At 59.6% G+C, this 19,568-nt stretch carries 20 protein-coding genes; 14 read left to right on the top strand and 6 right to left on the bottom strand.

Annotated elements, in window-relative coordinates:
• The first annotated feature begins 40 nt into the window (after positions 1 to 40).
• Positions 41 to 1,390, top strand: coding sequence for a DUF445 family protein (locus tag QKE19_RS08090; protein WP_070595094.1), 1,350 nt, complete (start codon positions 41 to 43; stop codon positions 1,388 to 1,390).
• A gap of 124 nt (positions 1,391 to 1,514) precedes the next feature.
• A complete protein-coding gene (locus tag QKE19_RS08085) occupies positions 1,515 to 1,826 on the top strand; it encodes a DUF2516 family protein (RefSeq protein ID WP_042388363.1) in 312 nt (103 codons plus the stop codon).
• 182 nt (positions 1,827 to 2,008) lie between these two features.
• Here the strand turns inward: QKE19_RS08085 and purU are convergent, their stop codons facing one another.
• The 3 genes from purU to QKE19_RS08070 form a co-directional block, all read right to left on the bottom strand.
• A complete protein-coding gene (gene purU, locus QKE19_RS08080; protein WP_016421970.1) occupies positions 2,009 to 2,914 on the bottom strand; it encodes a formyltetrahydrofolate deformylase in 906 nt (301 codons plus the stop codon).
• A 17-nt stretch (positions 2,915 to 2,931) separates the two neighbouring features.
• Positions 2,932 to 3,702: an LmeA family phospholipid-binding protein gene (locus QKE19_RS08075; protein ID WP_016421971.1), complete on the bottom strand. Its 771-nt coding sequence runs from the start codon at positions 3,700 to 3,702 to the stop codon at positions 2,932 to 2,934.
• Positions 3,703 to 3,800: 98 nt separating this feature from the next.
• Positions 3,801 to 4,298: a DUF2505 domain-containing protein gene (locus QKE19_RS08070; protein WP_049189515.1), complete on the bottom strand. Its 498-nt coding sequence runs from the start codon at positions 4,296 to 4,298 to the stop codon at positions 3,801 to 3,803.
• 85 nt (positions 4,299 to 4,383) lie between these two features.
• Here QKE19_RS08070 and QKE19_RS08065 point away from each other — a divergent pair, with 85 nt between their 5' ends.
• Positions 4,384 to 5,559: a UDP-N-acetylmuramate dehydrogenase gene (locus tag QKE19_RS08065; protein WP_347890770.1), complete on the top strand. Its 1,176-nt coding sequence runs from the start codon at positions 4,384 to 4,386 to the stop codon at positions 5,557 to 5,559.
• A gap of 304 nt (positions 5,560 to 5,863) precedes the next feature.
• Here the strand turns inward: QKE19_RS08065 and QKE19_RS08060 are convergent, their stop codons facing one another.
• On the bottom strand, positions 5,864 to 7,699 hold the full coding sequence (locus QKE19_RS08060; protein WP_347890762.1) for a long-chain-fatty-acid--CoA ligase: 1,836 nt from the start codon (positions 7,697 to 7,699) through the stop codon (positions 5,864 to 5,866).
• Positions 7,700 to 7,958: 259 nt separating this feature from the next.
• On the opposite strand from QKE19_RS08060, the gene mshA reads away from it, so the two are divergent.
• From mshA to QKE19_RS08035, 5 genes are all read left to right on the top strand, one after another.
• A complete protein-coding gene (gene mshA, locus QKE19_RS08055; protein WP_172620248.1) occupies positions 7,959 to 9,221 on the top strand; it encodes a D-inositol-3-phosphate glycosyltransferase in 1,263 nt (420 codons plus the stop codon).
• Positions 9,222 to 9,280: 59 nt separating this feature from the next.
• Positions 9,281 to 9,766 carry a YbjN domain-containing protein gene (locus QKE19_RS08050; protein ID WP_049172367.1) on the top strand — a complete coding sequence of 162 codons (486 nt, stop codon included), beginning with the start codon at positions 9,281 to 9,283 and terminating at the stop codon, positions 9,764 to 9,766.
• A 70-nt stretch (positions 9,767 to 9,836) separates the two neighbouring features.
• A complete protein-coding gene (locus QKE19_RS08045) occupies positions 9,837 to 10,583 on the top strand; it encodes a phosphoglyceromutase (RefSeq protein WP_016421977.1) in 747 nt (248 codons plus the stop codon).
• 130 nt (positions 10,584 to 10,713) lie between these two features.
• Complete coding sequence (locus QKE19_RS08040) at positions 10,714 to 12,021, top strand: ATP-binding protein (protein WP_016421978.1); 1,308 nt, start codon at positions 10,714 to 10,716, stop codon at positions 12,019 to 12,021.
• A gap of 3 nt (positions 12,022 to 12,024) precedes the next feature.
• Positions 12,025 to 12,720 (top strand): response regulator transcription factor, encoded by a 696-nt coding sequence (locus QKE19_RS08035; RefSeq protein WP_016421979.1) that lies wholly within the window; start codon positions 12,025 to 12,027, stop codon positions 12,718 to 12,720.
• A gap of 51 nt (positions 12,721 to 12,771) precedes the next feature.
• On the opposite strand, the gene QKE19_RS08030 is transcribed toward QKE19_RS08035, so the two are convergent.
• Complete coding sequence (locus tag QKE19_RS08030) at positions 12,772 to 13,704, bottom strand: hypothetical protein (protein WP_016421980.1); 933 nt, start codon at positions 13,702 to 13,704, stop codon at positions 12,772 to 12,774.
• Positions 13,705 to 13,738: 34 nt separating this feature from the next.
• Here QKE19_RS08030 and QKE19_RS08025 point away from each other — a divergent pair, with 34 nt between their 5' ends.
• The 5 genes from QKE19_RS08025 to QKE19_RS08005 all read left to right on the top strand — a co-directional run bounded on the left by QKE19_RS08025 (position 13,739) and on the right by QKE19_RS08005 (position 17,793).
• Entirely contained in the window at positions 13,739 to 14,677 is a 939-nt protein-coding gene (locus QKE19_RS08025; protein ID WP_161798518.1) for a Ppx/GppA phosphatase family protein, read from the top strand.
• A gap of 1 nt (position 14,678) precedes the next feature.
• Positions 14,679 to 16,082: a hypothetical protein gene (locus QKE19_RS08020; protein ID WP_016421982.1), complete on the top strand. Its 1,404-nt coding sequence runs from the start codon at positions 14,679 to 14,681 to the stop codon at positions 16,080 to 16,082.
• A 102-nt stretch (positions 16,083 to 16,184) separates the two neighbouring features.
• A complete protein-coding gene (proC, locus tag QKE19_RS08015) occupies positions 16,185 to 16,994 on the top strand; it encodes a pyrroline-5-carboxylate reductase (RefSeq protein WP_016421983.1) in 810 nt (269 codons plus the stop codon).
• 263 nt (positions 16,995 to 17,257) lie between these two features.
• Positions 17,258 to 17,449: a helix-turn-helix domain-containing protein gene (locus QKE19_RS08010; protein WP_005509751.1), complete on the top strand. Its 192-nt coding sequence runs from the start codon at positions 17,258 to 17,260 to the stop codon at positions 17,447 to 17,449.
• A gap of 242 nt (positions 17,450 to 17,691) precedes the next feature.
• The gene (locus QKE19_RS08005; RefSeq protein ID WP_003855542.1) at positions 17,692 to 17,793 is read left to right on the top strand and encodes an AURKAIP1/COX24 domain-containing protein; all 102 of its coding nucleotides are present in this window, start codon (positions 17,692 to 17,694) and stop codon (positions 17,791 to 17,793) included.
• A gap of 238 nt (positions 17,794 to 18,031) precedes the next feature.
• Here the strand turns inward: QKE19_RS08005 and QKE19_RS08000 are convergent, their stop codons facing one another.
• Entirely contained in the window at positions 18,032 to 19,156 is a 1,125-nt protein-coding gene (locus QKE19_RS08000; RefSeq protein WP_016421984.1) for an HAD-IB family hydrolase, read from the bottom strand.
• 164 nt (positions 19,157 to 19,320) lie between these two features.
• On the opposite strand from QKE19_RS08000, the gene QKE19_RS07995 reads away from it, so the two are divergent.
• Positions 19,321 to 19,563 carry a glutaredoxin family protein gene (locus QKE19_RS07995; protein WP_016421985.1) on the top strand — a complete coding sequence of 81 codons (243 nt, stop codon included), beginning with the start codon at positions 19,321 to 19,323 and terminating at the stop codon, positions 19,561 to 19,563.
• Positions 19,564 to 19,568 lie beyond the last annotated feature (5 nt).

Genomic DNA, 19,568 nt, shown 5'->3' with positions numbered 1-19,568 from the left:
GCGGTGGCATTTTCGCGTTTTCGGCGCCTAATCTATACACATGGATAACAACCCCGCTAAGCTCCCGGCAGCTGTCGATTCGGTCTCGGACCGTCTCGAAGTTCCCGGGCCATCACCTGAGGTTGAAGCGGAAAAACGTGCGCAACTGCGTAAGGCCAAGGCCTTCGCTACGATGCTGCTGGTCATCGCAACCGCTGTGTATTTCACATGCCGCGGTATTGAATCTTCACACTTATCCGCAGGCGAAGTTGTGCCCGCGTGGGTGGGCTACGTTCGCGCTGCTTCTGAAGCCGGCATGGTCGGTGCCCTCGCCGACTGGTTCGCTGTCGTAGCTCTGTTCCGCCACCCGCTCGGCATTCCTATCCCACACACCGCTATCGTCCGCCGCAAGAAGGACCAGGTCGGTGAGTCCCTGGCGCAGTTCGTCGGTGACAACTTCCTGAACCCCGCTTTGATTGTAGACAAGGTGCGCAAAGCCGAGATTCCTGAACGGATCGGTGAATGGCTGGTAGCGCCGGGAAACGCCGACAAAGTGTCAGCAGAGGTCGGTAAGTTCACCGGAAATGTGCTGGAGGCGATTAATCCCGACGATGCCGCCGCAGTGCTGAAGTCAGCAGTCATCGACGAAGTTGCAGCTCCGGAGTGGGGACCACCAGCGGGTAAGGTTCTCGAGCAGCTGATTGAAGAGGGGCGCACCGAGCCCATCGTCCAGCAGATGGCTGAGTGGCTGCACCGGAAGTCGCTGGGCTCCCAGAATCTTATCGACCGCCTCGTCGGAGAGCGCGCCCCATCCTGGGCGCCGAGCTTTGTCAACGATCTCATCGGCGACAAGGTCTATCGCGAGTTGGTTGATTGGACCTGGCAGGTGCAGCATGACCCTAAGCACGACGCGCGCTTGGCACTCCACCGCTTCCTCACGCAGCTCGCCATAGACTTGCAGAACGACGAGAAGACCATCGCCAAGGTCGAAGAAATTAAGACTGACATTCTTTCGTCCGCCGCCGTCACACAGGCGCCGGCGAAGATTTGGGCATCAACATCCGCAAAGCTTGTCGACGCTGCCCGAGACCCGGACTCCCTGCTCCGTCGGAAGGTCTCGGAAACGGCCGCCCGCTACGGCGAGCGGATCCAGTCTGATCCTGAGTTGCGCAAACGAATGGACCGCCGTTTGGAAGCGGCTGTCGTCTTCATCGCTGAGAATTACGCGGGCGAGATTACCTCGATCATTTCCGAGACCGTCGAGCGTTGGGACGCCGATGAGGCTTCCGACAAGATTGAACTGATGGTCGGTCGCGATCTGCAGTTCATTCGCGTTAACGGCACGGTTGTCGGATCACTGGCCGGTTTGGCTATTTACACCCTGTCGACCTTGGTGTTTGGGGCTATTTAGCAGCACAACCCAGCACATCAGACCGTGTGCGTTAGCATGTAAAAAGCAATGCATCCCTGTTAAAGGAGTTGTTCCCCCGGTGCGCCTGTTACCATCTTTGCCCAGTCTTGCGGATTCGCCGCTGATGGCAATTTCCGTCTATGTGGACGTCCTGTTTCAGTTCGCCATTCCGTTTGTCATCGGCATCTTGGCGCTAATCGGTGCGGTGCTTGTCATCACCACCCGCGCGGATGCCTTTGACGCTGCAGACCGCAAGAGCCGCAACGTCTGGGCCGGCATGCTGGTCGGTTCGGCTATCTTCCTACTCCTGCCGTGGCTGGGCTGGGCAATGCTGGGCATCCCGCTGATTGCCGGACTAGTCATCACGGGGATTTACTGGTTGGATGTTCGCCCACAGATCAAGGACATTTTGTCGAACGCACAGGGCGGGTATTAGTCCCGGGCGGGTGCTAGCCCAGGGCGGGTGTTAGCCCGCACAACTGAGAAAGTGTCTGGGTTTATGACAGTTTCTGGGTGAAAAACCCGGTGATTTTGTCATAAACCCAGACACTTTCTTTCTGGGGGAGGGGATAGGGATAGGTCTGGCTCCCCGAAAACCTACTGGAACACCACGGTAACCTACTGGAACACCACGGTGCGGTTGCCGTAGACCTGCACACGGTCCTCCAGGTGCCAGCGCAAACCGCGGGCGAGGACCTGCTTCTCCGCATCGCGCCCCTCACGCTGCATGTCCGCAGCGGTGTACTTGTGGGAGACACGCATGACGTCCTGCTCAATAATCGGGCCGTCGTCGAGGTCCTCAGTGGCGTAGTGGCAGGTGGCACCGATGAGCTTCACACCACGTCGATAAGCCTGCAGGTACGGGCGCGCGCCCATGAACGACGGCAGGAAGCTGTGGTGGATATTGATTGCGCGGCCTTCCCACTTCTCGCACAGATCCGGCGGCAGAATCTGCATGAAACGTGCGAGCACGATGGCATCCGGGTTTTCGGCATCGACAATCTCGGCGACCTCATCGAATGCCTTACGCTTGCCGACGGCATCCTTGGGGAAGGGCACGTGGTGGAAGGGAATGTCATACGCTGCGACCAGTGGCTCCAGATCGCGGTGGTTACCAATTACTGCAGCGATTTCCATCGGATAGTCGGACTGTGCGACGCGGCCGAGCAGATCCTGCAGGCAGTGGCCTTCCTTGGTCACCAGGATGACAGCGCGCTTCGGGACAGCGTTGTCGGTGACCTTCCAGCGGACCTCAGGGCCCCAATCACCGACGAGCTCAGCGAACTTCTCGCGCAGCTCTTCTACCGTCAGGTCGAGAGCGTCGGCGCGGACCGCCTGGCGAGTGAAAAACCATCCGGTCTCCGGGTCGGAGAAGAAGTCCGCCTCGGTAATCCATGCACCAATGTCGGACAGGAAGGTCGACAGGGTGGAAACGATACCGGTACGGTCTGGACAGCCGAGCGAGAAGATGTACTGGCGCTCGGTGGGAGTACCGCTATTTGCGGTGATGAGAGAGCGAGTCATTCTCGGTATCTTACCTGCTAGCTAAAGGTAAGTTCGCTCACGGTCGACAAAGGCAGATTTGCGCCCGTCAGCGTCAACGCCAGGCCCTCCCCTGTGACGTGTGCTTCCTCCACCTGCATACCGTGGCCGATGTCGTAGCTCAACAGCGTACCGCTCGCTTCTCCCAGCCAGCCGGCCAGGCCATCGAGGTTTAAGCCGAGGATTGAGCCGCCCTCCAAGTTGATTTCGATATGACCGCCGTTGGCAATCGGGCGGAACTTGGAGGTCGCAAATCCGGAGGCGAATTCAATGTTGAACAGGCCTTCGTCCGGCAACGGCGTGATTGTGGAAGCGCGTACACCGCTTTCCCGGTTAATTAGCGCCTGCAGCAGTTGAGGTGGGATTGTGACGTCTACTCGCAGCGACTCTGCGGTCGGATCCGCACGATTGCTCAGATCCACGTTTTCCAGGTGCACTTCCGCTGCCGGGTCACCGTTGATCTCCGGTGCGCCACCCAGCGCCTCCGGGTTCTTGACCTCCAGTGTGTTCGGAGTGGACAGATCCATCGAGGGCACTGACTTGGTGGCCAAGGCGAGCAGCATCGGGCGGGTGCCGAAAGAAACCTTGGGGTCTTCAGTGACCGTCGCACCACGCTCTTCGGCGGAGGTGCGGTAGCCGTCGGAAATCTCCTTGCTCACGAACATCCGGACGCCGATTTCGCCGGCGATCGCAATGAGTGCCACCACGATGATGACACCGAGGACGGTGGGCAGGACTTTGACGCTCGACGAGCGTTTAGCAGAACTCATGGTTCCCAGTCTTGCTTAACGACGGCTCCGTCGCTACCACTTATCTTCGCCCGGTATCCGTCCCCTCGGTGTCGCCCCGGAGTGCCCCGCTGCGCAACCTACTTAGCGACGTAGTCCGCCAGCACAGCGGTCTCAGCGTTGAGGACGCGTTCCAGGTACGGAGCTGCCTTCTCCTCGAGCTTGCCACCGAGCAGCGGCACGTTGATGGAGAACTCGGAGTTGGTGGTCAGCACTGAACCTTCACCCTGGGCGGTGAGCTTCTGGGACGCACTGAAGGACGCCGGTACGCCCGAAGCTTCTGTGGTCACAGTAGAGGTCGCGCCGTCGTCGTTAAGCGGGCTGATGACGAACGTGCGCGTCATGCCGACCCCGGACTTAACGAACTTCTGCGCCTGCGCCGGAATCTTGTCAGCAGAGACGGTCTGGCGAATCACGACGGTGGTGCCAGCGTCGGTGGTCTCGAACTTTTCCACCTTGCCGTCAGCTGCCGAGAAACGGTTTGCGACCTTCTCCCAGAAACCGGCGTCGGTGAGGGCCTCGTAAACCTTCTCAATCGGCTGGTCGAAGTTGACGGTGTGCGTGTTAGTCGTAGTCATGCGCTTGATGATACGTAATTTGCACTACGCTAGGGGCGTGGAAAATCTCGACCAATCGCCGAACCCAATTCACCTGACCTCCGACATGGAAGAAGCCATCGATGGGCTTGCGGGGCTAGAGGGGGTGGAGCTCAGCACGCATACCGCTTTCGCGGATTTGACGACGCTCCGCCTCGGCGGGGTGCCGCGTGCCGTCGTCCGGTGTAGCACGACGGACGCTGTGGTCGATGTTGTACGCACGCTTGACGACGCTAACGTGCCCCTCCTCATCGTGGGAGGCGGATCCAACCTGGTGGTAGCCGATGAACTCGAGCCGCTGGTGGCCGTGGTAATCGAGGCCGACAACGTGACCATGAGCACTCGCGGACACGGGCTGGAGTCCGTGTCGGCAATCGTGGAGGCCGAGGCCGGTGCGGTTTGGGACGAGGTCGTGGAGATGAGTGTCGACGCAGGTTTTGGCGGCCTTGAATGCCTGTCGGGTATTCCGGGATCGGCCGGAGCCACTCCGGTGCAAAACGTGGGCGCCTACGGTGCTGAGGTGTCGCAGGTCCTGGACGCGGTGCAGCTTTACGACCGCGCAACCGGCTCGGTCGAGTGGGTGGAACCGGAGTCTCTCGACCTTTCCTACCGCTACTCGAACCTGAAGTTCACCGCACGGGCAGTGGTGCTGGCCGTGCGGTTCGAGCTCAGTGTGGATGGCATGTCCGCGCCACTTCGCTATGGCGAACTGGCGCGGCGCCTGGGCGTCGACGAGGCCGAGGCTGCGGCTGGCGAGATTCGCAGGCCGGCTGAGTTGGTGCGCGAAAAGGTGCTTGAGCTGCGCCGGGGCAAGGGCATGGTGCTCGAAGATGCTGACCGCGATACCTGGTCGGCGGGTTCTTTCTTTACCAACCCGATTATTCCGGAGAACTCGGTGGAGGCCGTGCGTGCAAAGGTTGCCGCGCTGCGTGGGGCCGATGAGGCCGCGAATATGCCCGCATTCCCCGCTGGCCCCGGCCACGAGGGAGCCGTGAAGCTCTCGGCGGCGTGGCTTATCGAGCGCGCCGGGTTCCCCAAGGGCTACCCCGGTGACGGTGCGCCCGCGCGACTGTCGACTAAGCACACTCTTGCCCTGACCAACCGCGGGGAGTCCGGCGACGGTACGCCTACGACCGCCGCCGACTTGGTGGCTTTGGCGCGCGATGTGCGCGCTGGCGTGGAAAAGGCCTTCGGCGTGACCCTGGTGCCCGAGCCGGTGTGGATCGGCGTGAGCATCGACTAGGCCCGCGGCGGGTGGCTGATGGCCAGTGGGGGCGGACTGGAGAGGCTGGCGGGACTGCTGGGGCTGACCGGGGCGCTGGGGCTAATAGAACCGCCGGGTAGTCCTCAGTTTGCGCTCCCGGGCCTTCTCCCAATGGCGGGGATAGAGAAAGTGACTAGGTTTATGACATGTGAATAGTATTCACCCTCAGTTTTTTGTCATAAACCTAGTCACTAAGTCTGGGGGGGGGGAGCCGGGGTCCGCCTTAAAGGGATAGGAGCCCGCTCTACTCAGGCCCCTATCCCAACTACAAAACCACCCTGAACTAATGGGACTTGCGGTGGGAAAGCGAATCCACGCTTTGGCCCTTCTGCTCCAGCTGTGTGAGCAGCACGTCGCGGACATCGCGGCGGCGGACCTTGCCCATCTGGTCGCGAGGAAGTTCCTCCAGGTGGAAGAATGCGCGCGGCACCTTGTACCGGGTCAGGTTGTCGTAGCAGTGGTCGCGGTAGGCGTCAGAATCCAGTCGGGCGTAGTCAGCAAGGGTGATCGCGGCTACGACCATCTCGGAGCCGTCGCTCTTCGGCAGGCCGACGACCGTGGCATCGGTGATGTCCGGGTGAGAGAGCAGTACTTCCTCGACTTCGGCCGGGTAGACATTGAAGCCACCTGTGATGATGACCTCCTTGATGCGGGCAACCAGCTTGATGAAGCCGTCCGACTCCATGACTCCGACATCGCCGGTGCGGTACCAACGATCGCCAGCGGGAAGCTCAGCAGGCCCATCGGTGAAGGACTTCTCCGTTGCCTCCGGGAGGTTGAGATAACCGGCGAAAACCTGTGGGCCTCGGACGATGACCTCGCCCTCCTCGCCGTCAGCGCGGAGCTTGGTGGGATCTTCGGGGTCAACGATGGCGACCTCGGTGTCCGGGAATGGCAGGCCAACGTAGCCGGGGCGGCGGTTACCGTCCATCGGGTTGCCGACGATGATCGGTGACGTTTCGGTGAGGCCGTAGCCCTCGACAAGGCGCCCGCCAGTGAGTTTCTCCCACTTCTGCACAAGGGAAACCGGCAGGGTAGCAGCACCGCAGAAGGCGAACTTCACGCCGGAGAGGTCGACATTATCGCGCTCGGCGGCTTCGACAATCTTCTCGTAGAGAGTCGGCACACCAGGCACCCATGTCGGGCGATTGTTCTTCATCACCTTCATAATCAGCGGAATCTCCGGTGCCGGCACCAGCACCAGTTCAGCGCCAATCAGCATGGACAAGTTGGTGACAATGGTCAGGCCGTAGGCATGGAACATTGGCAGGATGCCGAGGGAGATTTCCCGCTCCTTGCCAAGGCCCGGCACCCAGGCCTTGCCCTGCAGAATGTTGGCGACCAGCCCGCGGTGGCTCAGCTGCGCGCCCTTTGGCGAGCCCGTGGTGCCAGAGGTGTACATCATCACTGCAGTGTCATCGGCAATGATGGATTCATCGGCCTGGAGGTCGTGGCCGTCTCCGCCGACGGCGTCGTGAAGCAAAGCGTCAAAACCCATGACCTGCGGTGCGGAGGAGTGCAGCTTAGCGCGGGCGGCGCGGAGTTTCGGCAGCGGGATCGACAGGGCGGTGCGCATGACAAACGGCAGGTCCTGCAGCATATTGACCGCGATGATGGTCTCGAGCGGGGTGTTGTTGCGGAGGTCTTCAAGTACGGGGACGATCTTGTCCCAGCAGATGGCAAAGCGGGCGCCGTGGTCGTTGAATGGGTGGCGCAGTTCGTGGGCGGTGTAGAGGGGGTTGTGCTCTACGGCAACAGCGCCGAGGTGCAGAACTGCCCAGTAGGCGATGACGTGCTGCGGGCAGTTCGGCATGAGCAGTGCCACGCGATCGCCTTTGCGTACGCCAAGTGCGCGCAGGCCGGCGGCAACGCTGCGAACCTTGGCATCCAGCTCGGCGTAGGAGGTGGAGCGACCGAAGAAGGTCAATGCCTTGCGGCGCGGGTGGTTGCTCAGAGTGTGGCGGTAGACGTCTAGGAGGGTGTCGAAGTTGTAGTCGATGTGGGGTGGGGTCCACTCCGGATACAGGTTCAGCCAGGCCTTGGAGGCCGCAGCGTTGGGTGTGGAACCGTGAGCTGGGGCAGAGTCATTTGCAGCGTGTGAGCTGGATGTATCGGCCATGGGGTCCTCCTAAATTTTTGTTTAGCACCTGAATATGTCGTGAGGTGATAATAACCTACGACGTAGTAGGTATCGACCTCTATTGTGCCGTACGTCGCACTGCGATGCCGGAATTCCAATACACGTATTTGAGGTACTCATTTGCGGGGTTGCCCCTGGCGTAGGCACTCTGGGCAGTATGAGCGAAACATTTCCGGCGGCAACGGCGGGCGCAGACGCGGCCGCCTCTAACACCCCGGCGTGGCCGAACCGCATCGCGATGATCTCCATGCACACCTCTCCGCTGGAGCAACCGGGCATCGGTGACGCTGGTGGCATGAATGTCTACGTGCTGCGCACCTGCGAGGAGCTGGCACGACGCGGTGTGAAGGTGGATGTTTTCACCCGCGCCACGCGTTCCAGCGATGGGCCGGTGATTCAGGTCAGTGAGAACTTCCGCGTCATCAACATTGTGGCTGGTCCCTATGAGGGGTTAGAGAAGTCAGACCTGGCTACGCAGATGCCGGCCTTTGCCGGTGGGGTCATTGAATTCGCCCGCAAACAGGGGATTGAATACGACCTGATCCATTCGCACTACTGGCTCTCTGGCCAGGTGGGGTGGCTGCTGTCGGATTTGCTTGACATTCCGTTTGTGCACACGGCGCACACGCTGGCGGCAGTGAAGAATCTCCATCTGGCGGAGGGAGATACGCCGGAGCCGGAGTCTCGGCGTATCTGTGAGCAGCAGATTGTGGACAATGCGTGCCGGCTCATCGTCAACACCGATGCCGAGGCTAAGCAGCTCGCGGATCTCCACGATGCCGACCCGTGGCGCATCAATGTCGTGCCGCCCGGGGTGGACGTGGAGCTCTTTTCGCCGGGCAGTGATCGTGCCACCGAGCGGTCCCGTCGTGAGCTGGGCATCCCGTTGCACACTAAGGTCATTTTGTTCGTCGGTAGGCTGCAGCGGCTGAAAGGCCCGCAGGTATTGCTGCGGGGTGTCGGTGAGCTCATGCGTCGCCATCCCGCCACTAATGTCCGAGTGATTATCTGCGGTGGACTTTCCGGTTCTGGGCTGCACGCGCCCGACGAATTCACCAATCTCGCCGCGGAAGAGGGGATCGACCACCTGGTCCGGTTCATGCCCCCGCGCCCGCCGCAGGACCTGGCGAAGCTCTACCAGGCCGCAGATATTGTCGCCGTGCCCAGTTACAACGAAACTTTCGGGTTGGTGGCGATGGAGGCTCAGGCCACCGGTACTCCCGTTGTCGCGGCGAATGTCGGCGGACTCTCCATCGCTGTCGACGATGGGGTCAGCGGTTTGCTTGTCGACGGTCACGAGCCCGCAGCCTGGGCCGATGCCCTCGGTCGCCTGGTGGAGGACGACGAGCTACGCATTAAATTGGCCACCCAGGCACGCGAGCACTCCCTGGAGTTTTCCTGGCAAAAGACCGTGGATCGGTTGGCCGATGTCTATCATCGAACCGAACTCCAAAAGGAAAATTGTCCCGGCTCTATCCGGGATGCGGGCGGCTCCCGGTAGGTTTCGTTAGCTTCAGTACCGCCAGAGCCGTAGCCACAAAAGCAGGGAGATGATTCACGATGAGCACGGACATCCAAGTACAGCTGAAATCCCTCGGTGAGCAGCTGGAACGCCTCGGTGTCGAGCATGGTATTGCAGACAATGCCGCCGTGGTGGTCCTGCCTGGTAAGAAGAAGCTCAAGACTGTCGTCGGCCTCATCCCGGCACCGGACTCCCTGCGTGTTGAAGCCTTCGTCTGTCGCGCGGTCGAAGAAAACCACGAGGCCGTTTACAAGTGGTTGCTACAGCGCAACCGTCGTCTGTTCGGCATCGGTTACACCATCGACGCCGCCGGCGACATCTACCTGGTCGGTCAACTGCCCGCTGAGCTTTCCGACGATGACCTCGACCGCCTCCTCGGTCAGCTGCTCGAGACGGCCGATGGGGACTTCAACCAGATCCTCGAACGCGGCTTTGCATCGGCAATTAAGCGCGAGTGGGAGTGGCGGGTTGACCGTGGGGAAAACCTGGCCAATCTGGAGCAGTTCCGCCACATGGTTGAGTAGCCGGGGGTAGCAACCCACATAGCGGGGCAACGAACGGCGGGCTTTCCCGTTTTGGGGCACAATTAGGGGTATGAGCAATGGAAAACTGATTCTTGTCCGTCATGGCCAGAGTGAGTGGAACGCATCCAACCAGTTCACGGGCTGGGTCGACGTTGCACTGACCGACAAGGGCCGCGCTGAGGCAGTACGTGCCGGTGAGATGCTCGTAGAGGCAGGCCTGAAGCCGCAGGTTCTCTACACGTCGCTGCTGCGTCGCGCAATTAACACCGCACACATTGCCCTGGATACCGCTGACCTGTTGTGGATTCCGGTTATCCGTGACTGGCGTCTGAACGAGCGCCACTACGGTGCTCTGCAGGGTCTGAACAAGGCAGAGACCAAGGAGAAGTACGGCGAGGACCAGTTCATGTCCTGGCGTCGCTCCTACGACACTCCGCCGCCGGAGCTGTCGGATGACAGCGAGTTCTCGCAGGCTAATGACCCGCGTTACGCCAACCTGGATGAGGTTCCGCGCACGGAGTGCCTCCTGGACGTCGTGAAGCGTTTCATTCCTTACTTTGAAGAGGAAATCCTGCCGCGTCTGAAGGCCGGTGAGACTGTCATGGTGGCAGCTCACGGTAACTCCCTGCGTGCACTGGTCAAGCACCTGGACAACATCTCGGACGAGGACATTGCCGCTCTGAACATCCCGACCGGTATCCCGCTGGTTTACGACTTTGATGCTGAGGGCAAGGTTTTGAACCCGGGTGGCACCTACCTGGATCCGGAAGCTGCAGCTGCAGGTGCTGCTGCTGTTGCTGCTCAGGGCAACAAGTAAAAATGTAGGTGTTTGATAGGCCGATAAGGGGCGCAGCCAAGTGGGGCTGTGCTCCTTGGTCTATTTAGAGCTAGCTAGCGCACTGATTTTCAGCGCGCGCGGATTGTGAAAAGAGCTTAGGGTAAGACCCGTGTCAAAAATCATTATCGCCGCTCTATTAGGTGCTGCGGTTATGGCAGCTGTGCTGATTCTTGGTGGAGTTGTCTCGGGTGCCTATAACGCCGCTCGGCGTCAGAAGAGCGACGAGGAAAGTTCAATAACCACCATGGCGCAGGTCATGCACCTGGCCATTCAGAAGTCTCCGACGGGTGTGGTGGTCGTTGACATCTCACGTGATTTGATTTTGTCGAACTCCATGGCGCACAAGTTAGGGCTGGTCTATGAGCGCCGCCTCAATGACGTGGGCTGGGAAGCTGCGCTCAAGGTCTTTGACTCGCAGGAGGACCAGGAGCTAACGCTGGTGCTGCCGTCGCGCCGGGCGGGGGCGCCGGACACAATTGTCCGCTGTCAGCTAACTCCGTTGTCACTGGTGGACGACCGTTTTGTGGTGATTTATGCGGCGGATGTCTCCGAACAGGCCCGTATGGAGGCCGCGCGACGTGACTTTGTGGCTAACGTTTCCCACGAGCTCAAGACTCCGGTGGGGGCCATCAGCCTCTTGGTCGAGGCGCTGAATGAAGCTACCGACGACCCGGTTGCCGTGCGTCACTTTAGTGAGAGCCTGACGCAGGAGTCCAAGCGGATGTCGACCATGATTACGGAACTCATCTCGCTGTCGAAGCTGCAGGGGGCAGAGCCGCTGCCGGACATGTCTCCCGTGAAGGTTGAAGAGATTGTCCAAGGAGCTGTGCGTCGTAACCAGATGCTCTCGGAGCAGGCGGGTATTGAAATCACCGTTGACTGTGAGCCGGATTTGGTGGTTGAAGGTGAACGCAGCCTGCTGATCACCGCGGTGTCCAACCTGATTTCAAATGCGATCAACTACTCGCCAGAGGCCACGCCTGTATCTGTGACTGCGGTCAAGGAGGATAACGACACCGTCGCTATCCGCGTCACTGACCGCGGTATCGGCATTTCCCAGGCGAATCAGAAGCGTATCTTCGAGCGCTTCTTCCGTGCGGATAAGGCACGCTCGCGGGCGACAGGCGGTACCGGTCTGGGCTTGGCAATTGTTAAGCACGTCGCAGCGAATCACAAGGGAACCGTGAAGCTGTGGAGTCGGCTGGGCACAGGATCGACCTTCACCATTGAGCTCCCGCTGATGGAAAAGAACGGTTCCGCGTCGAATGATGGCGATGTATCTGCACGTTTGCCAATCGGCCACACCCAGCCTGCGGGTAAAATTGCGGCTAAGAAAAACGCGCAGCGCGGTACGGGCAAAACCCGTGGCAAGGATAAGGATTCCCAGAACAAGGATTCCAAGGAAGGAATGAAGTAATCCGTGACTGAGGTACTTATTGTCGAAGACGAGACGGCTTTGGCGGAGCCGCTTGCGTTTCTGCTGCAGCGCGAAGGATTCGAGGTGCGGATGGCCGCTGACGGCCAGGAAGCACTTGCAGAATTCTCCAAGGCAGAACCGGACATTGTGCTGCTGGACCTCATGCTGCCAGGTATGAGTGGCACCGAGGTCTGCAAAAACATCCGCTTAAAGTCCTCTGTCCCAGTGATTATGGTGACCGCCCGTGACACTGAGATTGACAAGGTCGTCGGCCTCGAAATTGGTGCGGATGACTATGTGACCAAGCCGTATTCCTCTCGGGAACTTATTGCCCGTATCCGGGCTGTGCTGCGCCGCGGTCGCCACGACGACTCCGACGATGTCGAGGATATCTACGAGGAGGTCTTGCGCGGCGGCCCGGTCGTGCTGGACGTCGAGCGCCATGTAGTCACCGTTGACGGCGATGATGTCGCAATGCCGCTCAAGGAATTCGACCTGCTGGAGTACTTGCTGCGCAACCGTGGTCGTGTGCTAACCCGTGGCCAACTCATCGACCGCGTCTGGGGCTCCGACTACGTCGGCGACACCAAGACGCTGGACGTACACATCAAGCGCCTGCGCTCCAAGATCGAGCGCAATCCTTCCTCGCCGGAGTTCCTGGTCACCGTTCGCGGCTTGGGTTACAAGTTCGAGGACTAGCTCAGCAGACTGCTGCCGACAATCTCCGCCGTCGGTCTGAGAAACCCCGACTTAAACCTCGTCCGGCGCCAGCCCCTCGGCCGCTGCGCGTGTGGCCGGGTGAATCGCCAGCAGTGGGTAGCCACTCGGCCCGAAAGCCTTGGCCGCGCCCGCTATTTCTCGGGCACGGCAGTGCTCCGCCAGAATTTCGTAGCACTCTTCGCCGATGAGCTCTATTAGCTCGGACTTGTGCGTGCGCCACACCGGCTCGCCACCGGTATGTGTGGCCGGCGCGCCCGTGCAGAACCATTCAAAGTCCTCGCCGCCATCGCCCCAGGCACGACGATCGTATTCGGTAATGGTCGTGCGCAGAATCTCCTGGCCGTCCGGGCGTTCCTCCCAGTCCTCCAGTCGGCGCAGCGGCACCTGCCAACACACATCCGGCTTGACCTTCACGGGGTCAATGTCGTTGGCCATCGCCCATTGGTGGATGGCACAGCCCGCACCATTGCGCCATCCGTCACGGTTGGCAAAAATGCAGGCATTCTTCACGACCTTCGTTTTCAGAGCAGGCTCAGGCTCTCCGTTTTCGTCGTCAAGCTCGTCCCACACTAACCACGGTTCCAACGGTTCGGAGGGGTCGGTTTCGTAGGTTTCAAGCCACTTCAGAGTTTGTTCGGGGCGGTTCTGCCACCACTGGGGCTCTGCGGAGTCGCCTTCCATTCGCTTTACGACGTCAATAACCCTCTCGCGGTCTTCTTCGTCGGTGATAAAGGCGCCATGGCCACAGCATCCGACATCCGCGTTCGCGGAGTCGATGCCCTGGCAAGCGGAGGTGCCGAAAGCGCATTGATAGGAGCTCATCAACCAGGTTAGGTCGCAGGTGATGATATGTTCTGGGTCCTCCGGGTGGGCGAACTCGAACCACTCGCGGGGAAAGTCATAGGCGACTTCAGCGGGAGACGGTTGCGGTCCACGACCGGGGCGGGGGTGGGGTTGATTCACACCAATACACCGTAGACCGTCTAACCTACTAAGAGTGAGATTAGGTGTATTAGATGTAGGTAGTAATACCGTCCACTTGGTGATGGTGGACGCCCGCCGGGGCGGACATCCGACTCCGATGAGCGATTCCAAGTCGACGATGAAGCTGGTCGAGTACCTGGATAAGGACAACAACCTGTCCAAGAAGGGCATTGACAAGCTGACGGGCTACGTCGCTGAATCCAAGGAATTGGTTGAGCAGATGAAGTGCGAAGAGATGATTAGCTTCGCCACTTCAGCTGTTCGCGATGCCACGAATGCGGACGAGGTTCTCGCCCACGTTGAGAAAGAAACTGGCATTAAGCTGCAGATTCTCTCCGGTGAGGATGAGGCTCGTCTGACCTTTTTGGCAGTACGGCGCTGGTACGGCTGGTCTGCTGGTCGTCTAATCAACCTGGATATCGGTGGCGGTTCTCTTGAGCTGACGTCGGGTACTGATGAAGATCCGGAGGCCGCGTACTCGCTGCTGCTCGGTGCGGGACGGTTGACCCACGAGTGGTTCGAGACCGATCCGCCGGAGCGCAAGAAGATTGACCTGCTGCGCGATTACATTGATGCTGAGCTCGCTGAGCCAGCTCGTCATCTGCGTACGCTTGGTGAGCCGGACTTGGCTGTCGCCACCTCGAAGACTTTCCGCACTCTCGCTCGCCTGACCGGTGCGGCGCCTTCCGCTGCTGGTCCCCGGGTTAAGCGCACTCTGACTGCCGCTGGTTTGCGCCAGTTGATTGCGTTTATTTCCCGCATGACGGCGGCTGACCGTGCTGAACTTGAGGGTGTTAGTGCGAATCGTTCTCACCAAATTGTCGCAGGTGCTCTCGTTGCAGAGGCTAGTATGCGAGCATTGGGATTAGAGAAGGTCGAGATTTGTCCTTGGGCGCTGCGTGAGGGCATTATCTTCCGACGACTGGACAGTGACCTATACGGAAAGGGTTGAGATGAGCGAGGAAAAGCTCACCGTTGCCGAACTGCTGGCGCGGCGGCAGAAGGAGGGAGCCCCCTCTGAACCACCGCGGCGCCGCCGTCGACGCAGCCTTGAAGAAGGCGGTGTGTCTGTTCAGGAGCTCACCGGCTCAATCCCTCGTGTAAAGGCCGACGAACCGCGACGTGGTGCTCACGCTCTTTCCAACGCAGACGACGATCAGACGACTACGAGTGATTTGCTTGCCGACGAAGCTGCGGCCAACGCCGCCGAAGAAGCGCAGGCAACCGAACCGGAGGTAGAAGCTCCGGAGCACTCGGAGGCTGTCGCTGAGCCAGTGGTAGTTGCTGAAGGGGCGGATTCGTCGGAGCATGAGGTTCAAGCTGAGGCCGAGGCTGAAGCTGCTGATCAGGAAGAAGAGGAGTCGGAATTAGCTGAGGCTGACGCCGAAGTAGCTGACGCCGAGGTCGCTGAGGCCGAAGCTGACGAGGTTGCCGAAGTTGCTGAAGAACCGGTTGCACCGGTTGCACCGGCAGCTCCGCAGCAGGAGCAAGCCGCGCAGAGCACACCAACTGCGCAGCCAGCAGCCCCTGCGGTGCCATTGGCAATTCCGATGGAACCCCGTCCGGTCATGGTCAACTCCGAGCGTTCGGAGATTACCTACACCTTCACCGAACTGCGTGACATGGCAGACGAGTCGCAGCAGCTTGGGGAGCCGGGGCCAGTCGCTCGTGCGGTACTCACCGGTTCCAACGCTTACGACGACCGTCCGACTGCCTCCATTCCGGTTGTCCAGGACAATGTCGACGAAGAGTCCGAGGCATCCGCTGAATCGGATGACGTCGACGGTGAACAATTTGCTGAGGCTGAAGCTGCTCAGGAAACCGCTACCTTCGAGGCTGCCGACGCTGACGCCGATACCGGTGCCGCTTCCAAGGCGGCAGTGGCAGCCGCTGTCGCTCCTGAAGTTGCACAGGCAGAAGACGCACAGGCCGATATCGAGCAGGCCGAGGACGCCCCCACTGAGGCTGCACAGGTCGAGACCACACCGACCCAGGCCGCAGCTGACGAGAAGCAGGCGGAGCCCCGGGACGTCGTTAAGCGTGAAGAATCCAAGAGCTCCAAGGGCAAGGCCGTCGCGCGCGATGGCTACGCCGAGGACAATTCCCTCTCGGTGCCGTTGCTGCTAATCCAGGTCTTCGTGGGTCTGATTGCTGGTGCATTGGTGTTCCTGGGCTTCACCATGGCCTGGTCGTCGCTGCCAAAGATTGTGGTTGTCATCATGGCTCTCGTGGTCGCTGGTGGCTTCGCGGGAATGGCGAACTACCTGCGCCGTGAGAAGGACAAACTGACACCGATTCTCGCAGGACTTGTCGGTTTGGCGCTGACATTTGGCCCCTGGATTCTCTTCCAGTTGTAGTGGGGTCAACAGAATAATCATCACCTGATGCAGGGGTCGGAAGCGTAGTTTTCCGGTCCCTGCATTCGCATGTGTGGGCCAGTTTTGGCACACTTAGCGTCCATGACAAGAATTGCTGTAATTGGTGGCGGAAAGATTGGTAGCGCACTCGTCGGTGGTCTCATCGACGGTGGTGTCTCGCCCTCCTCGATTTATGTGGTGGGGCGCACCAAGGAGAGCCTGGCCGGTCTGAAGGAGACCTACGGCATTGTCGATGCCGACGACCCAGTAGGGGCCGTCGACGGTGCCGACGTGGTGTTCTTGTGCGTAAAACCGTACTTGATTATCGACATGCTCGAGCAGATTGCCGACGTGCTCGATGACTCTGAGGTCGACACCATTGTGGTGTCGATGGCGGCTGGCATCACGCTGGACAAGATGGAAAGCGTCTGTGCTGTCGGTACTCCGGTGATCCGCGTCATGCCGAATACCCCGATGCTGGTGGGCAAGGGGGTCTGTGCAGTCGCGCCGGGCCGCTTTGTCACGGAGAGCCAGACCGACGAGGTTGTCGAACTGTTGAAGAAGGTCGGCAGCGTTGAGGTTGTCGATGAGTCGCTGATGTCTGCAGTCACTGCAGTCTCGGGCTCCGGTCCGGCTTACTTCTTCCAGTTCGTCGAGGCGATGACCGACGCGGGTGTGAATCTGGGCCTCAAGCGTGATCAGGCTAAGCGTCTGGCGTCGGCTACGGCTGCTGGTGCAGCCGAGATGATGATGCAGGAAGGCGCGGACCCGACTGCGTTGCGTGCCGATGTCACCTCTCCGGGCGGTACAACCGCTGCGGCCACCCGAGTTTTCGAGGAAGAAGGCATTCGTCGCGCGGTGCATCGTGCGCTGCAGGCTTGCTATGACAAGGCCAACGAGATGGGTAAATAAGCATTTCGCCGAGTAGAGGCGGGTGTACAAGTAACCCCAATATTTGGGGCATTGGAAATGGTCAGCGGCAGTAGCTAATCCGATACGCAGGGACGATGGGTTAGTCACAACTGTCACACCATTCGCCAATGCCCCTATTTTTTATCAAAAATCGCACCGGCACCTTGCCTACCGGTAGGATATGAAAAGCACGTGCGTGTCACGATTTTCTGCAGGAGGGGAAGCCTGCAGCGCGTCGCGTGCGCTGAAGGGAATATTTACTAATGCAGAATGCAGATAAAGGCACCTTTCTGACCGTTGCAGAAGTTGCTGACATCATGCGCGTATCCAAGATGACCGTCTACCGCCTGGTTCACGCTGGCGAGCTGCCGGCAGTGCGCGTTGGCCGTTCTTTCCGCGTCCATGAGTCCGCAGTCAAGGAATACCTGGACTCCTCCTTCTACAACGCGGGTTAATTTTTTCTGCCTTTAAGCGGGGCTGTTTGACCTGAACGCATATGTCCCCGCTATGATTAATCCGATTAGTACATGGTGCTGTGCTGCGCCCCTGTTTCCTATCGTCTTCAAGTCATGAAGTATCTAGCTGTGAAGGCGGAAGGAAAAAGGGCGTGACATCTCGGCGGTTGTAAGGCCGCATTGAGTACGCCGCCATTGTGCAAGAAAAGAAATTTCCGTCAACGAATAGCGAGGTCGAGCCGATGGGTTCCGTCATTAAGAAGCGTCGCAAGCGCATGTCGAAGAAGAAGCACCGCAAGATGCTTCGCCGTACCCGCGTGCAGCGTCGTAAGCTCGGCAAGTAAGCCAGCATTCCTGCCGTTATCGCAGGAGCGCGCGTGCTGCGTCGCGTACACGTTTTAAAAGCAGAACCCGCCCGGTCTCGTTGAGATAGGGCGGGTTTTGTCGTTGGGGGCTAATCACGGGCTGCCGATTACGGGCTGCAAATGTGAAACTGTAGGAGTTTATGACACTTTCATGCCATTTTTCGAGCCATTTTTGTCATAAACGCAGTCACTAACTCTCGAGTGCGCCTAGCAGCGTTTAACTTTCCTTGTTCGCGTCCCACAGTCGCTTGCCGACGAGTCCCGCGCCCCCGACAGCTCCTGCCAGCAGTGCTCCGATCGAGAGCCACCGCATCGTGGCGAAGGTTGCGGAGCGAAAGTGGCGATAGTCGTAGATAGTCCACCCCATCTTCTGGGCGTAATTCCGCAACTTGCGGTCCGGGTTGATGGCCACGGCGGTGCCCACCATGGACAGCATGGGAATGTCGTTGGCGGAATCTGAGTATGCCGTGCAGCGAGACATGTCCAACCCGGAAGAGGCTGCCAGAGCTGCCACCGCGTGCTTCTTACCCGGGCCGTGGAGAATATCGCCTACCAGGCGGCCAGTGAACTTGCCATCTTTGACCTCGGCGACCGTGCCAAGGGCGCCGGTCAGTCCGATGTGCTTAGCGATAACCTGGGCCAGCTGCACCGGGGTGGCGGTGACCAGCCAGACCTCTTGGCCAGCCTGGATATGTAGTTCCGCCAGATCGCGGGTGCCCTGGTAAACGCGGTCGCTGATCTTTTCTTCAAAGATTTCTTCGCCGAGTTTGACCATTTCATTCACATCGTGGCCGGCGAAAAACTCCAATGCCTGTTCACGGGCCTTAGCTACGTCGGCAGCGTTTTCCGCGCCTGAGATTCGGAATTTCAGCTGCTTCCAAATCATGCCGGCCAAATCACGCTTCTTGATGAAGCCGCGCTCGACCAAACCCATGGCAAAGAGGAAGATTGATGCGCCTTGGACAAGCGTGTTGTCCACATCGAAGAAAGCGGCTGCGCCCTGATCGCGTTCGACACCTGGAATGGGCTGCGAGAGCACACGGGCACCGCCAGCGGCATCTTCGGCACCAGCTACACTGCGAAATCCCGTAGCCAGTTCTTCGCCGCCGACGTCGTAGACTTCGCCGAGAGCTTCCAGTGCATTGGCAGCCGCTGCAGCACCAGCTTCCTCCTGTGCTTCGTCATTGAGCGGAGCGAGAACTACCTGCTCGAGGAAGTTGCGGACGTTACCCTGCGAGGACGCAAGGTCACCCAGCATGTCGATGGGGAAGGGGGAGCGGTTGTCGGCACTGAACTCACTCACGGCACGAAAATCTCTTTCCACGGTGTATGCAACCGACATCCGTTATCGGAAGCTCTTGTTGAATAGTATCCGGTCTTTAGGCAAAGCTGCGCGCTGAGATTCAAGGAGCGGATGGGGCAAGGATAAGAAGAGTCACTTTTGCAGGGGAAGTGTGGGGAGGGGGACGTCGTAAAGCGAAACAGTCGACCTTTAGACTGGCCGTTATGGTGACTGTGACGGTGATGAGTAGGAAGACGTGCGGTTCGTGCGCCCGAGTGATTGCGCAGATTGAGCCGCTAGTTCGGGACCAAAATGCGCAGTTCCAGGTGGAAGACGTCGATACCGATCCGAACTTGGCCATGGAATTTGGCGATCGCGTGCCGGTGATTCTGGTCAATGATGAGGAAATCGCTTGCTGGGAAATCGATGATGATGAACTCCTGGAAGCGATAGCGGAGGCCGAATAAGTTCG

It is taken from the genome of Corynebacterium sp. c8Ua_99 (assembly GCF_039907185.1).
Classification (GTDB): Bacteria; Actinomycetota; Actinomycetes; order Mycobacteriales; family Mycobacteriaceae; genus Corynebacterium; species Corynebacterium jeikeium_D.
The sequence above is the reverse complement of the archived record's forward strand: the minus strand, read 5'-3'. Positions and strand labels throughout refer to the sequence as shown.

Bases quoted from the DNA above. Each gene is read 5' to 3' on its own strand.
- QKE19_RS08020 (WP_016421982.1), top strand. From the start codon at position 14,679: ATGAGCGAGGAAAAGCTCACCGTTGCCGAACTGCTGGCGCGGCGGCAG.
- mshA (WP_172620248.1), top strand. From the start codon at position 7,959: ATGATCTCCATGCACACCTCTCCGCTGGAGCAACCGGGCATCGGTGAC.
- QKE19_RS08075 (WP_016421971.1), bottom strand. From the start codon at position 3,702: ATGAGTTCTGCTAAACGCTCGTCGAGCGTCAAAGTCCTGCCCACCGTC.
- proC (WP_016421983.1), top strand. From the start codon at position 16,185: ATGACAAGAATTGCTGTAATTGGTGGCGGAAAGATTGGTAGCGCACTC.
- QKE19_RS08085 (WP_042388363.1), top strand. From the start codon at position 1,515: ATGGCAATTTCCGTCTATGTGGACGTCCTGTTTCAGTTCGCCATTCCG.
- QKE19_RS08045 (WP_016421977.1), top strand. From the start codon at position 9,837: ATGAGCAATGGAAAACTGATTCTTGTCCGTCATGGCCAGAGTGAGTGG.
- QKE19_RS08065 (WP_347890770.1), top strand. From the start codon at position 4,384: ATGGAAGAAGCCATCGATGGGCTTGCGGGGCTAGAGGGGGTGGAGCTC.
- QKE19_RS08000 (WP_016421984.1), bottom strand. From the start codon at position 19,156: ATGTCGGTTGCATACACCGTGGAAAGAGATTTTCGTGCCGTGAGTGAG.
- QKE19_RS08010 (WP_005509751.1), top strand. From the start codon at position 17,258: ATGCAGAATGCAGATAAAGGCACCTTTCTGACCGTTGCAGAAGTTGCT.
- QKE19_RS08090 (WP_070595094.1), top strand. From the start codon at position 41: ATGGATAACAACCCCGCTAAGCTCCCGGCAGCTGTCGATTCGGTCTCG.
- QKE19_RS08005 (WP_003855542.1), top strand. From the start codon at position 17,692: ATGGGTTCCGTCATTAAGAAGCGTCGCAAGCGCATGTCGAAGAAGAAG.
- QKE19_RS07995 (WP_016421985.1), top strand. From the start codon at position 19,321: ATGGTGACTGTGACGGTGATGAGTAGGAAGACGTGCGGTTCGTGCGCC.
- QKE19_RS08050 (WP_049172367.1), top strand. From the start codon at position 9,281: ATGAGCACGGACATCCAAGTACAGCTGAAATCCCTCGGTGAGCAGCTG.
- QKE19_RS08060 (WP_347890762.1), bottom strand. From the start codon at position 7,699: ATGGCCGATACATCCAGCTCACACGCTGCAAATGACTCTGCCCCAGCT.
- purU (WP_016421970.1), bottom strand. From the start codon at position 2,914: ATGACTCGCTCTCTCATCACCGCAAATAGCGGTACTCCCACCGAGCGC.
- QKE19_RS08070 (WP_049189515.1), bottom strand. From the start codon at position 4,298: ATGACTACGACTAACACGCACACCGTCAACTTCGACCAGCCGATTGAG.